Raw genomic sequence first — 13,356 nt, 5'->3', positions numbered from 1 at the left:
CCTATTAAGAAACAAAAGCAATAACTTCACCACCAACGCCCGCAGCACGTGCAGCGCGATCAGTCATGATGCCTTTGCTTGTAGAAACAATTGCAATACCTAAACCTTGCTTAACGCTTGGAAGTTTATCTTTACCACGGTATTGGCGAAGACCTGGACGGCTTACGCGTTTAACCATTTCGATAACTGGTTTGCCTTCGAAATATTTTAAAGTAATTGTCAAAGTAGATTTTGTCTCTTCTTGAGCAACTTCTACATTTGAAATATAACCTTCTTGTTGAAGTACGTTTGCAATTGCAACTTTCAACTTAGAAGAAGGCATAGAAACAGTTTGTTTCTTAGCCATTTGTGCGTTACGAACACGTGTTAGCATGTCGGCAACGGTATCTTGCATACTCATTTAGTCGCTCCTTACCAGCTTGCCTTAACAACGCCTGGTACATCACCCTGCATTACTGTGTCACGTAATTTGTTACGGCTTAAACCGAACTTACGGAAGTAACCATGAGGACGACCAGTTAAACCACAACGGTTACGAAGACGTACCGGAGATGCATTACGTGGCAATGCTTGTAACTTTAACATCGCTTCGAAACGCTCTTCTTCACTTGCATTTACGTTTGCAATCGTAGCTTTTAATTCAGCACGTTTTGCAGCGTATTTAGCAACTGTTTTTTCGCGTTTCAATTCGCGATTAATCATACCTTTCTTAGCCATATCGACCTCTTATTTGAACGGGAAGCCGAATGCACGCATAAGCGCACGGCCTTCGTCATCGGTGCGAGCAGTCGTAGTAATAGTAATATCCATACCACGAATACGATCAATCTTATCGAAATCGATTTCAGGGAAAACGATTTGCTCTTTCAAACCCATTGAGTAGTTACCACGACCATCAAATGATTTCGAAGAGAAACCACGGAAGTCACGGATACGAGGGATTGCGATTGAGATCAAACGGTCCAAGAATTCGTACATTTGGTCGCCACGTAAAGTAACTTTACAACCAATCGGCCAACCATCACGGATTTTGAAACCAGCGATAGATTTACGAGCAAGTGTAATTACTGGTTTTTGACCAGCAATTAATTGCATGTCGACTACAGCGCCATCTAATAATTTCTTATCAGTTGCAGCTGCGCCTACACCCATGTTTAGGGTAATTTTTGTGATGCGTGGAATTTCCATCACGTTCTTAATGCTAAGTTCTTCTTGTAACTTCGCTTTAAGTTCTTCGTTGTAACGTGCTTTAAGTCTGGCCATTGCCTTTTCAACCTATTACTTCGCTACCGCCACTGATTCACCATTTGATTTATAAACGCGAGTTTTCACGCCATCAATCACTTGGTAACCAACACGGTCAGCCTTCTGGGTTGTAGCATTTAAAATTGCCACGTTTGAAATATGAAGCGAAGCTTCTTGAGTAACGATACCGCCTTCAGCGCCAGTTACACGATTCGGCTTTTGATGCTTCTTCACTAAGTTAAGGCCTTCAACCTTAACGCGGTCTTCAGAAACAGACAATACAGTACCCTGTTTGCCTTTTTCTTTACCTGCGATCACGATAACTTGATCGCCTTTTTTAATCTTAGCCATGATTGCCTCTTATAGAACTTCAGGAGCCAATGAAATGATTTTCATGAACTGTTCAGTACGAAGTTCACGAGTCACTGGTCCGAAGATACGAGTAGCAATCGGAGCTTTGTTGTTGTTCAGGATAACTGCAGCATTATCATCAAAACGGATCACAGAACCATCTGGACGACGAATGCCGAATTTAGTACGAACTACAACCGCATTCATCACGTCACCTTTTTTAACACGTGCGCGTGGGATTGCTTCTTTTACAGTAACTTTAATAATGTCGCCAACAGAAGCATAACGACGATGTGAACCACCAAGTACTTTAATACATTGTACGCGGCGAGCACCACTGTTGTCTGCTACGTCGAGCATAGTTTCGGTTTGAATCATTGCCCTACTCCAAAACCGAGCATCACCGGTCACAATTTCGAAAGGCTCAAAGAGTACTCGAAATTGACCGATGATGCAACAAGAACGTCGAATTACTCAGCAGCTGCTTCAACTACTTCCACTAAAGTCCAAGCTTTAGTTTTAGAAATTGGGCGGCTTTCTTTAATGGTCACAACATCGCCAAGTTTAGCAACATTGTTCTCATCATGAGCGTGTAACTTAGTTGAACGGCGAATTGATTTGCCATACAACGGGTGTTGAACGCGGCGTTCGATAAGAACAACAATAGACTTGTCCATTTTGTCGCTTACTACTTTGCCGGTTAACGTGCGGACTGTTTTTTCACTCATTGTCCGTTCCCCTGTTTTTCGGTAAGGAGTGTCTTAATACGAGCAATTGTCTTACGAGCAACTTGCACTTCATGCGATTTACCCAACTGACCAGTTGCTTTCGCCATACGAAGACGGAATTGATTAAGCTGTTGCTCATCAAGCAAAGCTTTCAACTCTTCTACCGATTTTTCACGTAGATCTTTAGTTTTCATTACATTACCGTCCGAGTCACGATAGTGGTTTTAAACGGAAGTTTAGCAGCAGCTAAAGCAAATGCTTCACGCGCTAATTCTTCGTTCACACCTTCAATTTCGTACAGGATCTTACCTGGTTGGATCTGGCAAACCCAGTACTCCACGCTACCCTTACCTTTACCCATACGCACTTCAAGAGGCTTTTGAGTAATTGGTTTATCCGGGAATACGCGAATAAAGATTTTACCACCACGCTTAATACGGCGGCTAATAGTACGACGTGCAGCTTCAATCTGACGAGCAGTCATACGACCACGTTCAGTTGCTTTGATTGCAATCGAACCAAATGATACTGTACTACCACGATGCGCTAGACCAGTATTACGGCCTTTGTGCACCTTACGGAATTTGGTACGTTTAGGTTGCAACATGGATTATTCTCCCTTGTCAGCAGCACGGTCACCGCGACGACCACGACGCTCTTGACCTTCACCACGACCACGACCACGTTTAGCTGGACGATCTTCAGCAGGAGCAGGGTTCATGACTTGTTTCATGCCACCTAAAATCTCGCCACGGAAAATCCAAACTTTAACACCAATCGTACCGTAAGTTGTTTCTGCACGCATAGTTGCATAGTCAATGTCTGCACGTAGCGTATGTAAAGGTACACGACCTTCACGATACCATTCTGTACGAGCAATCTCTGCACCACCTAAACGGCCAGACACTTCAACTTTGATACCTTTAGCACCAGCACGCATAGTGTTTTGAACCGCACGCTTCATAGCACGACGGAACATTACACGCTTTTCTAATTGAGAAGCGATTGCTTCAGCAACTAAACGCGCATCTAAGTCTGGGCGATCAATTTCGTTGATACTTACTTGCGCTGGAACACCCATAATGCTGGTAAGTTCGCGCTGTAATTTCTCAATATCTTCGCCTTTTTTACCGATTACGATACCAGGACGAGCTGTGCTAATAGTTACTTTAGCAGCGCCTGATGGACGTTCGATAAGAATGTTGCTTACCATCGCATTCTTAAGTTTTTTAGTTAAAAACTCACGAACTTGAAGATCTTTAAGCAAGTATTCAGCGTATTGTTTCGGATTCGCATACCAGTTAGCGTTATGACGTTTCACAACACCTAGGCGGATACCGATTGGATGAACCTTCTGACCCATATCAAACCCCTACCTTAACGGTGATGTGACAAGTACGCTTAGTAATACGATCTGCACGGCCTTTAGCACGTGGCATAATACGTTTAAGGCTCATGCCTTCGTCAACGTAAATCGTAGATACTTTAAGATCGTCAACATCTAAACTGTTATTGTGTTCAGCGTTTGCAATCGCAGATTCCAATGCTTTTTTTACTAAAACAGCAGCTTTTTTATTGCTGAAGTTTAAAATATTTAAAGCATGCGCAACAGATTTGCCGCGAATAAGATCTGCAACCAAACGTGCTTTCTGTGCCGAGATAGCGGCACCGCGTAATTTAGCAGTTACTTCCATCATGACACCTATTAACGTTTAGATTTCTTGTCAACACCGTGACCACGATAGGTACGAGTTGGCGCGAATTCACCGAGTTTATGACCAACCATATGCTCAGTAACAATTACTGGAACGTGGTTACGACCATTATGAACAGAAATTGTTAAACCAACAAAATCTGGAAGGATCATCGAACGACGAGACCAAGTTTTAATCGGCTTGCGAGAGTTACTAGCAACAGCCGCTTCAACCTTAGCGAACAAGTGCGCATCGACGAATGGGCCTTTTTTCAGAGAACGAGGCATTAGTCAGATTCCTTTACTTGACGCGACGGTCGCGAATAATCATCTTAGTCGTACGCTTATTGGTACGTGTCTTGTACCCTTTAGCTTTTTGACCCCATGGGCTTACAGGTTGAATACCTTTGTTACGCCCTTCACCACCACCGTGCGGGTGATCAATCGGGTTCATCGCCATACCACGTACGGTAGGACGAACACCACGCCAGCGCGAAGCACCAGCTTTACCCAATGAACGAAGGTTGTTTTCTTGGTTAGAAACTTCACCAATTACAGCGCGGCATTCAACATGTACTTTACGCATTTCGCCTGAACGAAGACGAATAATTGCGTAAGAACCATCACGACCCAACAACTGAACAGAAGCACCAGCAGAACGCGCTAATTGCGCACCCTTACCAATTTTAAGTTCAACGTTATGAAGTGTAGAACCGATAGGCATATTACGAAGTGGCAAGCAGTTACCTGGACGAATTGGAGCATCGTTACCAGATTGTACTTTATCGCCAGCACGTAAGCCTTTAGGTGCGATGATATAACGACGCTCACCATCAGCATATTTCAACAAAGCAATATGTGCTGTACGGTTTGGATCGTATTCAATACGCTCTACAACAGCTGGGATGCTGTCTTTGTTACGTTTGAAGTCAACGATACGGTAGTGCTGTTTATGACCACCACCAACGTGACGAGTAGTAATGTGACCGTTGTTATTACGACCACCAGTACGTTTTTTAGCTTCAACCAACGGTGCGTAAGGAGCGCCTTTGTGAAGATGGTCATGAACCACTTTCTCTACAAAGCGACGTCCTGGAGACGTTGGCTTACATTTTTGAATCGGCATAATTTTCGTCCTTATTCCGCTGCGCTTTCAGCGGTATCGCCCAAGTCAGCCATTTCAACATCTTGGCCAGCTTTCAGGGTGACGTATGCTTTTTTAACATCAGAACGGCGTCCCAATGTACGACCAAAGCGCTTAGTCTTACCTTTAGTAATAGTTGTGTTAACTTTAACAACTTCTACACCAAAAAGTTTTTCAACTGCTTTTTTGATTTCAAGTTTAGTAGCATTGATGTCTACTTTAAATACTTGAACACCAACAGTATCACCTAATACTTGTGCCTTTTCTGAGAAGACTGGTCCTTTTAGGACTTGATAGATACGTTCGTTGTTCATCCGAGTTCTACCTCAATTTTCTTAGCAGCAGCTACAGACATCACAACTTTATCAAACGCGATCAAGCTTACAGGATCGATTGCAGTTGCATCTACCACATCTACATGCGGAAGGTTGCGTGCTGCAAGATATAAGTTCTCATCTACAGCGTCAGTAACGATTAATGCACGAGCAGCATTTAAGTCGTTAAGCTTTGCAAGCAATTCTTTAGTTTTTGGAGCTGCAACTGCAAACTCTTCAACTAATACAAGACGATCTTGGCGAACAAGTTCAGCTAAGATACATTGCATTGCACCGCGGTACATCTTACGGTTTACTTTTTGAGACCAATCTTGTGGACGAGCAGCAAAAGTTTTACCACCGCCAACCCAGATAGGGCTACGAATAGAACCCGCACGAGCACGACCAGTACCTTTTTGACGGAATGGCTTTTTACCACCGCCAGAAACGTCTGCACGTGATTTCTGAGCACGAGTACCTTGACGACCACCTGCTAAGTAAGCAGTAACAACTTGGTGTACAAGAGCTTCGTTAAATTCACGTCCGAAAGCAACTTCAGACAATTCAACAGCAGAGCCGGAAACAGTTTTCAAATTCACGGTATTTCCCCTCAGGCCTTGATGGTAGGACGTACAATCACGTCACCGCCAGTTGCACCAGGAATTGCACCTTTAACAACTAAAACAGAACGTTCAGCGTCAATAGATACGATTTCAAGACCTTGTACTGTTACGCGTTCGTCACCTAAGTGACCAGCCATTTTCTTGCCTTTGAACACGCGTCCAGGAGTCTGGTTTTGACCTGTAGAACCTAATACACGGTGAGAAACTGAGTTACCGTGAGTAGCGTCTTGAGTACGGAAGTTCCAACGTTTAACACCACCTTGGAAACCTTTACCTTTTGATTGACCAGTTACGTCAACAATTTGACCAACTGCGAACAAATCAACGCCAATAGTACCGCCAACTTCACGACCTTCAAGCTCAGCTTCAGTAACACGGAACTCTTTAACTAAACGACCAGCAGCAACACCAGCTTTCGCGAAGTGACCTTTCTGAGCGTTAGTTACGCGAGATTCGCGACGTTCACCAGTAGTTACTTGAACAGCTTGATAACCATCAGTTTCAAGTGTTTTGATTTGCGTAATGCGGTTTGGATCGACTTCGATGACTGTAACAGGTACAGAAACACCTGCATCTGTAAAGATGCGAGTCATACCACATTTGCGACCGACTAAACCAATAGCCATGTGCATAAACCTCTAAAAAAGCGGCCTAATTAACTTAGAAGTTAATCAACCGAAAGCCTTAACCCAAAGCGATCTGAACATCAACACCAGCCGCAAGATCTAATTTCATCAATGCATCAACAGTTTTATCTGTAGGTTGAACGATATCGATCAAACGTTTATAGGTGCGGATTTCGTACTGGTCACGCGCATCTTTGTTAACGTGCGGTGAAGTAAGAACGTTGAAGCGTTCGATGCGAGTAGGCATCGGAATTGGACCACAAACTTGTGCGCCAGTACGCTTAGCGGTTTCTACGATCTCTTGAGCAGATTGATCAATCAGACGATGATCAAAAGACTTCAAACGGATACGAATTCTCTGGTTAGACATACCAGTAAACTCCAAGCCAAACATATAAAGAATCACCCTTGACGCATCTCACCCATTGGTAAGTGTCAAAGGCAGTGAAAATCACTAAGGTCATGATCGATGCCACGACTGTAATGCACATTTACTACTTTCTTCGCAGTAAATGCCCCTCCTTTTGAGGGTCGCCCATTATAACGATTGTTTAAGTCTTATGCAATTCTCTTTTTCTATTTTTTGTTCAAAACTCACTTTAACCTAGTATTCTCAACTCACTCTAGGCATTTATGACAAATTCAATCGCTTTATTTAAGAGTTGATTACCTTGTTCAAATTTTTGTGCTTCTGAATATTGCAGTTCACTCACAGGCTGAACATATTCCCCATTAAAAATAGATAGCTCTTCTTCATTTTCAAGCAAGAGTTCTAACGTTGCTGGTGTCATTTCTGGATGAAATTGAAAACCAAGCACATTTTTTCCAATTTGATACATCTGATTACGACAAGCTATATTCTCGGCTAAGTGTATAGCACCTTTGGGTATTTCAAATGTTTCGCTATGCCACTGCATCACCTTTATCTTTTCAGGCAATGGAAAGCTGTCTTGAGGTAAATTTGCTACCCTTTGAACTGTCGACCAGCCAAGTTCCTGATAGCGGTTTCGACTGACTGCGGCGCCTAGTGCATTAGCAATTAGCTGCCCACCCAAACAGAGACCTATAGCAGGCTTTCCTGCTGCTAAATAACGACGCAACCATCTTTTCTCTATCTTAAGCCATGGATAATTCGCCTCATCATTTACACTCATGGTGCCACCCATGACTAATAATAAGTCAACCTCATCAATTTGTGGTAAAGCTTCTATTTCAAGTGACCGATCAACCGGAAGTGCAAAAAACTCCGTAGAACTAATAGTCGCGTGGTGAGCTTTTAAAAATGAATAACAACTCCCAAACCCCTCACCCGCGATATGTTGAAAATAATGAACTCTTAAATGCGACTTCATGCGCTTAAACCTATTGTTGTTAGAATGTTGTAGTGGTCTTTGCAAAAATAAAGCCAAGTTTTTGTTTTATAGGTCTACTGTAACGAAACGTCTTACAAAACTTTATAAATCTAGCGAAGAATTTAAATTTCTCTTAATCTAACTTTATCATTTAAAACATAACGCACTATGAAAAAGCATAACGATTTCCAGACTCGTCTCATTCATGCCCCAAGAAAGGCTCCGCAATTCATTGAAACAGTGCAACCTCCCTTATTTCGCGCATCAACTATTATTTTCAAATCAACTTCGCACCTTTTTGATCGTCATTGGACTGATAAGTATGACTATAGCTATGGAACACATGGCACCCCTACCACATTCACCTTAGGCGACAATATTGCGCAAATTGAAGGTGGCTTGCATTGTTTACTTGCACCGAGTGGCTTATCCGCAATTAATATTGTGAACTCAGCATTTTTAAGTACTAATGATGAAGTATGGGTACCAGACAACATTTACGGTCCAAATCTAGAGCATTTAACTTATCTACAAAGTCAATATGGCATTATTGTTAAAGTATATAACCCCATTGACGCTGCAAGTTTTCAACCCACCGAAAGAAGTAAACTATTATGGTTAGAAGCTGCAGGTTCAGTTACTTTAGAATTTCCTGATCTTAAAAATCTAGTCAAAAAAGCTAAAAAAAATGGTGTATTGACTGCTCTAGATAACACCTGGGGAGCGGGGCTTGCGTTTAATGCTTTCAATTTTTCTGATGAACATCTATCTGTTGATTTAACCGTTCACGCACTAACCAAATATCCAAGTGGTGGTGGTGACATTTTAATGGGTAGCATTGTAACTCGTGATGAGAAACTTCATCACCGCTTATTCCGTACGCATGCTATTTTGGGCATCGCAATCTCTGGAGATGATGCAGCTCAAGTTCAACGCAGCCTTGCTCATATGTCTTTACGCTATGAACAACAGTCAGCCAATGCTCACACTCTACTTAAATGGCTAAAGAACCAGCCTCAATTTGCACAAGTTCTACACCCAAGTGATGAATCCTCACCAGGCCATCAATATTGGCAAGAAATCTGCATAGACGGTCAAAGTGCTGGCTTAGTGAGTGTTATTTTTAAACCTGAATATGACATTACAGCAGTACGTCGTTTCTGCGATGCATTAGAGTTATTTAAGCTCGGCTTTAGCTGGGGTGGACCCGTTAGCCTGATTATGCTTTATGATTTAAAAATGATGAGAAAACTTGAGAATACACATTTACAACAAGGATTATTGGTTCGATTCTGTATAGGACTAGAAGATCCGCAAGATTTGATACAAGATATCGAAAATGCACTGAAACAACTGTAAAACGACAAGATTATAGTGACTCAAACCATAGGATAAAAATATATGGGTACACCGATTGTTATTGCTAAAAATATTAAGGACACATCAAAAGAAATTGTTTTACTTCCCCAGTTTGCTAACCGTCATGGACTTATTGCAGGCGCGACAGGTACAGGTAAAACAGTTACGTTAAAAGTTCTAGCAGAGAGTTTCTCTCGAATCGGTGTGCCGGTATTTCTTGCCGATGCTAAAGGCGATGTTTCGAGTCTTGCAAAAGCTGGTGAAGCTTCGGATAAATTTAATGAACGCTTAAAACTTTTACAAATTGATAGTGTTCCATTCTCAGCGAATCCAGTTGTTTTTTGGGATTTATTTGGTCAGCAAGGTCATCCTATCCGAACCACCATTTCTGAAATTGGGCCAATTTTATTAGCACGCATACTAAACTTAAATGATACCCAAGAAGGTGTTTTATCTGCTGTATTCCGTATTGCAGATGACCAAGGTTTACTTTTAGTCGACTTTAAAGATTTAAAAGCCATGATTACTTTTGTGAGTGAACATGCAGCTGAATTTAAAGCCGAGTATGGCAATTTATCTCCAGCCAGCCTAGGTGCCATTCAGCGCAACTTACTCGCTCTTGCCGACCAAGGTGGAGAACAATTCTTTGGGGAACCAGCTTTAAATATTCTGGATTTTATCCAAACCGATGCAAACGGACATGGCTATATCAATATTCTTGCTGCCGACAAGCTCATGAATACGCCTAAGCTATACGCCACTTTCCTCTTATGGATGCTTTCAGAGTTATTTGAACAGCTACCAGAAGTCGGTGATATGGATAAGCCTAAACTCGTGTTTTTCTTTGATGAAGCTCACTTGTTATTTGATAATGCCAGCCAAGCACTCCAAGACAAGATTGAACAAGTGGTACGTTTAATCCGCTCCAAAGGGGTGGGTATCTACTTTATTACTCAAAACCCACTCGACTTACCTGAAAGTGTTCTTGGTCAACTTGGTAATCGTGTTCAACATGCATTACGTGCATTCACCCCTAAAGATCAAAAAGCTGTAAAAACCGCAGCAGACACTTTCCGTGCTAATCCCGAGTTTAAAGTTGATGAAGCTATTACCCAACTTGGTGTTGGTGAGGCACTCATTAGCTGTCTAGATGAGCAAGGTACACCACAGATTGTAGAACGTGGTTGGGTTATGCCTCCGTACTCTGCATTTACACCGATCACTCCAGAAGAGCGTCAGACTTTAATCTCGCAAAGTATTATTGCTGGGGTTTATGAACAAGCTGTAGATCGTGATAGTGCCTATGAAATGCTACAGAATAAAGTTGCTGAACGCGAACAACAGCAGCAAGACGCCGAACTTGCAAAACAACAAGCTAAAGAACAAGAAACTTTAGCAAAACAGCAAGCTAAAGAGCAGGAACGTTTGGCACGTGAGCAATTAAAAGAGGAAGAAAGAGCAGCCCGTGAACGAGCTAAACTCACACAAGACATTGTGGGAACTTTTGCCAAAAGTGCTGCACGCAGTTTAGGAGGAAGTACCGGCCAAAAACTCGTAAGGGGCTTGCTCGGCTCTTTATTTGGTAAATAAAAATATTAAAAAAATTGCTTTAATTTTAGGGGATTTTATATCCCCTAATTTTTTATGGTTTTTTATAAAAAGTTATTGCCATTAATTTTTTAAAGATGTATTTTAAATACATCTTATATAGCCAGATAAATAAGGTCTAGTCATGACTCCACAACAAATTGAACTTGTTAAATCTACTGTACCGGTTTTACGTGAACACGGCGTTACGCTGACTACATACTTTTATAAGCGCATGCTTAATAACAATCCCGAATTAAAAAATGTTTTTAATTTAGATGACCAAACCAGCTTACGTCAGCCACGTGCTCTTGCAGCTGCTGTGCTTGCTTATGCAGAAAATATTGAGAACCCTACTGTTTTAGCTAAAGCTGTTGAACGTATCACCACTAAACACGTGAGCTTAGATATCCAACCAGACCAATATGCAATTGTTGGAGACAACTTGCTTCATTCAATTAGTGAAGTACTCAACGTGCCATTCGAATCAGAGCTTATCGAAGCTTGGAAGCAAGCATACTTACAGTTGGCTGATATCTTGATTGGTGTTGAAAAACAAAAATATGAGCAACTTGAAAGCTTAAAAGGTGGATGGGCTGGCTGGCGTTCATTTGAAATTACTCAAATTGATCCTCTGGAATCTGGCAAACGCTTCACTTTAAAAGCAACTGACCATGAAGACGTACTGACTAGCCCAGCAAATGCCTTTATTTCAGTTAAAGTACAAGTTCCCGAACAACAACTTGAACAACCGAAAGCGTTTAAATTTACTGAAGCTCAAGAAGATAACTCGTATCACTTTGAAGTGCAGCCTGAAGAAAATCATACTGAGTTTTCGGTTGCTAATATTTTACTTGAGCATTATAGAGTGGGTGATCAAGTACAGGTTTCAGCCCCTTTAACGCTGTAATGTAAAAACCTCTTGCCTGAAAGTTTTCTTATTTAGACTTTCAGGCTAAGATGATCATCCTTTTAATCTCTTCCATTTTTGGTGATCATGCAGCTTAATAAATTTACCGATTATGCATTACGACTCTTAATGTATGTTGCACGCCCAAGTGATGCACCTTACACGATTGCAGAAATCGCGAAAGATTTGCATGTTTCACAAAACCATCTAGTTAAAGTTGTTCACTTCATGGGCAAGCAAGAATGGATTATTACCATTCGAGGAAAAGGCGGAGGAATTCGCTTAAATCCAAATGCACTTAACTCAAATTTAGGTTCAATCGTTCGAATATTACAGGGCGACAATCAAATCGTTGAATGTAATACGCCACCTTGCGTATTACGTAGTCACTGTGGTTTAAAAGGTATTTTAGATCAGGCTTTAGAGAGTTTTTATCAAAGCCTAGATCAATACACACTCGGAGAAGTTTTGCAGCAATCAAAATCTGCTCCTGCCAACTCCCCTATTGCATTTTTACAAATCTAAGCTCTACTGATTTTGATAAGTCGACTTATTGAAAATTAGCAAGAATACCCAAGCTCCTTTATACTAGGCGCGAGCCCTCTCATTTAAAAAGTTATTTTTTATGCGTCGTAGTGAAAAATCGAAAGACACCAAAGCCAGACTCGCACCCAAGCAAAAGATCAGCTATGAAAAGAAACCAGACCCAGCGATCACGGCATATGCTGTGCAATCACTCAACTGGTTACGCCAAGCTGAGTTTCTAATGAGTGCACCTAAATTGGCACTTTGTGTTGAAGATAGTGGCTACGAGATCGCTTTTGCAGGACGCTCAAATGCCGGTAAGTCCAGTGCTATCAATGCACTAACCAACAAAAAACAACTCGCGCGCGCCTCTAAAAAACCTGGCCGTACCCAGATGATTAACTTCTTTAGTCTCGGCAACCCCGATCAACGTTTAGTCGATCTTCCCGGCTATGGCTATGCAGCCGTACCTGAAGATATGAAACGAGTATGGCAAAAAGAATTAGAGAACTATTTAATCCATCGTAAAAGCTTACAAGGCTTAGTATTACTGATGGATATTCGCCATCCTCTACAGCATTTCGACATGATGATGCTAGAGTGGGCTTATTCACGTCATCTCTTTGTTCATATTCTCTTAACGAAAGCAGACAAACTTAATCGTGGCCCTGCAAACAAAGTGCTATTAGAAGTTAAGCAACAACTGAAAAAAATGAAGCTTGATTTCTCGATTCAACTTTTCTCATCACTTAATAAATTAGGTTTAGAAGAGCTAGCAAGTGTTATGGCTGGACGCCTGCATTTTACGCTTGATCAAGAGCCGGAATTTGACGTTGACGCGATCCCTGAAGCATCAGATGAGGATGCTGAAGAGTAAATCGTCAAAACAGATACAATTT

General features: G+C 41.7%; 21 protein-coding genes and 2 pseudogenes. 6 read left to right on the top strand and 17 right to left on the bottom strand.

The window, feature by feature from the left end; genetic code table 11:
• Positions 1 to 4: 4 nt before the first annotated feature.
• The 17 genes and pseudogenes from rpsH to JGE69_RS11885 form a co-directional block, all read right to left on the bottom strand.
• Entirely contained in the window at positions 5 to 400 is a 396-nt protein-coding gene (gene rpsH, locus JGE69_RS11965; protein WP_002049732.1) for a 30S ribosomal protein S8, read from the bottom strand.
• Positions 401 to 411: 11 nt separating this feature from the next.
• Entirely contained in the window at positions 412 to 717 is a 306-nt protein-coding gene (gene rpsN, locus JGE69_RS11960; RefSeq protein ID WP_002049689.1) for a 30S ribosomal protein S14, read from the bottom strand.
• A gap of 9 nt (positions 718 to 726) precedes the next feature.
• Positions 727 to 1,263, bottom strand: coding sequence for a 50S ribosomal protein L5 (gene rplE / locus JGE69_RS11955; protein ID WP_002116961.1), 537 nt, complete (start codon positions 1,261 to 1,263; stop codon positions 727 to 729).
• A gap of 15 nt (positions 1,264 to 1,278) precedes the next feature.
• The gene (rplX, locus tag JGE69_RS11950) at positions 1,279 to 1,596 is read right to left on the bottom strand and encodes a 50S ribosomal protein L24 (protein ID WP_002116820.1); all 318 of its coding nucleotides are present in this window, start codon (positions 1,594 to 1,596) and stop codon (positions 1,279 to 1,281) included.
• Positions 1,597 to 1,605: 9 nt separating this feature from the next.
• On the bottom strand, positions 1,606 to 1,974 hold the full coding sequence (gene rplN / locus JGE69_RS11945; protein WP_001982634.1) for a 50S ribosomal protein L14: 369 nt from the start codon (positions 1,972 to 1,974) through the stop codon (positions 1,606 to 1,608).
• A 92-nt stretch (positions 1,975 to 2,066) separates the two neighbouring features.
• Entirely contained in the window at positions 2,067 to 2,324 is a 258-nt protein-coding gene (gene rpsQ / locus JGE69_RS11940; protein WP_002116661.1) for a 30S ribosomal protein S17, read from the bottom strand.
• Positions 2,321 to 2,518: a 50S ribosomal protein L29 gene (gene rpmC, locus JGE69_RS11935; RefSeq protein ID WP_000849928.1), complete on the bottom strand. Its 198-nt coding sequence runs from the start codon at positions 2,516 to 2,518 to the stop codon at positions 2,321 to 2,323. The genes rpsQ and rpmC overlap by 4 nt, the downstream gene beginning before the upstream one ends.
• Entirely contained in the window at positions 2,518 to 2,931 is a 414-nt protein-coding gene (rplP, locus tag JGE69_RS11930; RefSeq protein ID WP_002049688.1) for a 50S ribosomal protein L16, read from the bottom strand. The genes rpmC and rplP overlap by 1 nt, the downstream gene beginning before the upstream one ends.
• Positions 2,871 to 3,687: pseudogene (gene rpsC, locus JGE69_RS11925) on the bottom strand (30S ribosomal protein S3). Before rpsC ends, rplP begins: the two are co-directional and overlap by 61 nt.
• 1 nt (position 3,688) lies before the next feature.
• Complete coding sequence (gene rplV, locus JGE69_RS11920; protein WP_001982638.1) at positions 3,689 to 4,018, bottom strand: 50S ribosomal protein L22; 330 nt, start codon at positions 4,016 to 4,018, stop codon at positions 3,689 to 3,691.
• An 11-nt stretch (positions 4,019 to 4,029) separates the two neighbouring features.
• Complete coding sequence (gene rpsS / locus JGE69_RS11915) at positions 4,030 to 4,305, bottom strand: 30S ribosomal protein S19 (protein WP_001138119.1); 276 nt, start codon at positions 4,303 to 4,305, stop codon at positions 4,030 to 4,032.
• A 13-nt stretch (positions 4,306 to 4,318) separates the two neighbouring features.
• Positions 4,319 to 5,143 carry a 50S ribosomal protein L2 gene (gene rplB, locus JGE69_RS11910; RefSeq protein WP_002049686.1) on the bottom strand — a complete coding sequence of 275 codons (825 nt, stop codon included), beginning with the start codon at positions 5,141 to 5,143 and terminating at the stop codon, positions 4,319 to 4,321.
• Between the two features lie 11 nt (positions 5,144 to 5,154).
• On the bottom strand, positions 5,155 to 5,475 hold the full coding sequence (rplW, locus tag JGE69_RS11905; RefSeq protein WP_002049693.1) for a 50S ribosomal protein L23: 321 nt from the start codon (positions 5,473 to 5,475) through the stop codon (positions 5,155 to 5,157).
• Positions 5,472 to 6,074 (bottom strand): 50S ribosomal protein L4, encoded by a 603-nt coding sequence (rplD, locus tag JGE69_RS11900; protein ID WP_002049755.1) that lies wholly within the window; start codon positions 6,072 to 6,074, stop codon positions 5,472 to 5,474. The genes rplW and rplD overlap by 4 nt, the downstream gene beginning before the upstream one ends.
• An 11-nt stretch (positions 6,075 to 6,085) precedes the next feature.
• On the bottom strand, positions 6,086 to 6,724 hold the full coding sequence (gene rplC, locus JGE69_RS11895) for a 50S ribosomal protein L3 (protein WP_014207747.1): 639 nt from the start codon (positions 6,722 to 6,724) through the stop codon (positions 6,086 to 6,088).
• A 58-nt stretch (positions 6,725 to 6,782) separates the two neighbouring features.
• Complete coding sequence (gene rpsJ / locus JGE69_RS11890) at positions 6,783 to 7,094, bottom strand: 30S ribosomal protein S10 (RefSeq protein ID WP_000070912.1); 312 nt, start codon at positions 7,092 to 7,094, stop codon at positions 6,783 to 6,785.
• 253 nt (positions 7,095 to 7,347) lie between these two features.
• Positions 7,348 to 8,076, bottom strand: coding sequence for a type 1 glutamine amidotransferase (locus tag JGE69_RS11885; protein ID WP_002116949.1), 729 nt, complete (start codon positions 8,074 to 8,076; stop codon positions 7,348 to 7,350).
• Positions 8,077 to 8,244: 168 nt separating this feature from the next.
• Between JGE69_RS11885 and JGE69_RS11880 the strand changes: the two genes are divergently transcribed.
• From JGE69_RS11880 to yihA, 6 genes and pseudogenes are all read left to right on the top strand, one after another.
• Positions 8,245 to 9,435: a PLP-dependent transferase gene (locus JGE69_RS11880; protein WP_032036725.1), complete on the top strand. Its 1,191-nt coding sequence runs from the start codon at positions 8,245 to 8,247 to the stop codon at positions 9,433 to 9,435.
• Positions 9,436 to 9,477: 42 nt separating this feature from the next.
• Entirely contained in the window at positions 9,478 to 11,025 is a 1,548-nt protein-coding gene (locus tag JGE69_RS11875; protein ID WP_017403247.1) for a helicase HerA-like domain-containing protein, read from the top strand.
• Positions 11,015 to 11,165: pseudogene (locus JGE69_RS11870) on the top strand (hypothetical protein). Before JGE69_RS11875 ends, JGE69_RS11870 begins: the two are co-directional and overlap by 11 nt.
• Before the next feature lie 2 nt (positions 11,166 to 11,167).
• Positions 11,168 to 11,932, top strand: a complete 765-nt coding sequence (locus JGE69_RS11865) for a globin domain-containing protein (protein WP_014207751.1) — start codon at positions 11,168 to 11,170, stop codon at positions 11,930 to 11,932.
• Between the two features lie 87 nt (positions 11,933 to 12,019).
• Positions 12,020 to 12,457 (top strand): RrF2 family transcriptional regulator, encoded by a 438-nt coding sequence (locus JGE69_RS11860; protein WP_086265773.1) that lies wholly within the window; start codon positions 12,020 to 12,022, stop codon positions 12,455 to 12,457.
• A gap of 100 nt (positions 12,458 to 12,557) precedes the next feature.
• Entirely contained in the window at positions 12,558 to 13,334 is a 777-nt protein-coding gene (yihA, locus tag JGE69_RS11855) for a ribosome biogenesis GTP-binding protein YihA/YsxC (protein ID WP_005067265.1), read from the top strand.
• The last annotated feature ends 22 nt before the right edge of the window (positions 13,335 to 13,356 follow it).

The organism is Acinetobacter sp. C13, assembly GCF_016809775.1.
GTDB classification, from domain to species: Bacteria; Pseudomonadota; Gammaproteobacteria; order Pseudomonadales; family Moraxellaceae; genus Acinetobacter; species Acinetobacter pittii.
The sequence above is the reverse complement of the archived record's forward strand: the minus strand, read 5'-3'. Positions and strand labels throughout refer to the sequence as shown.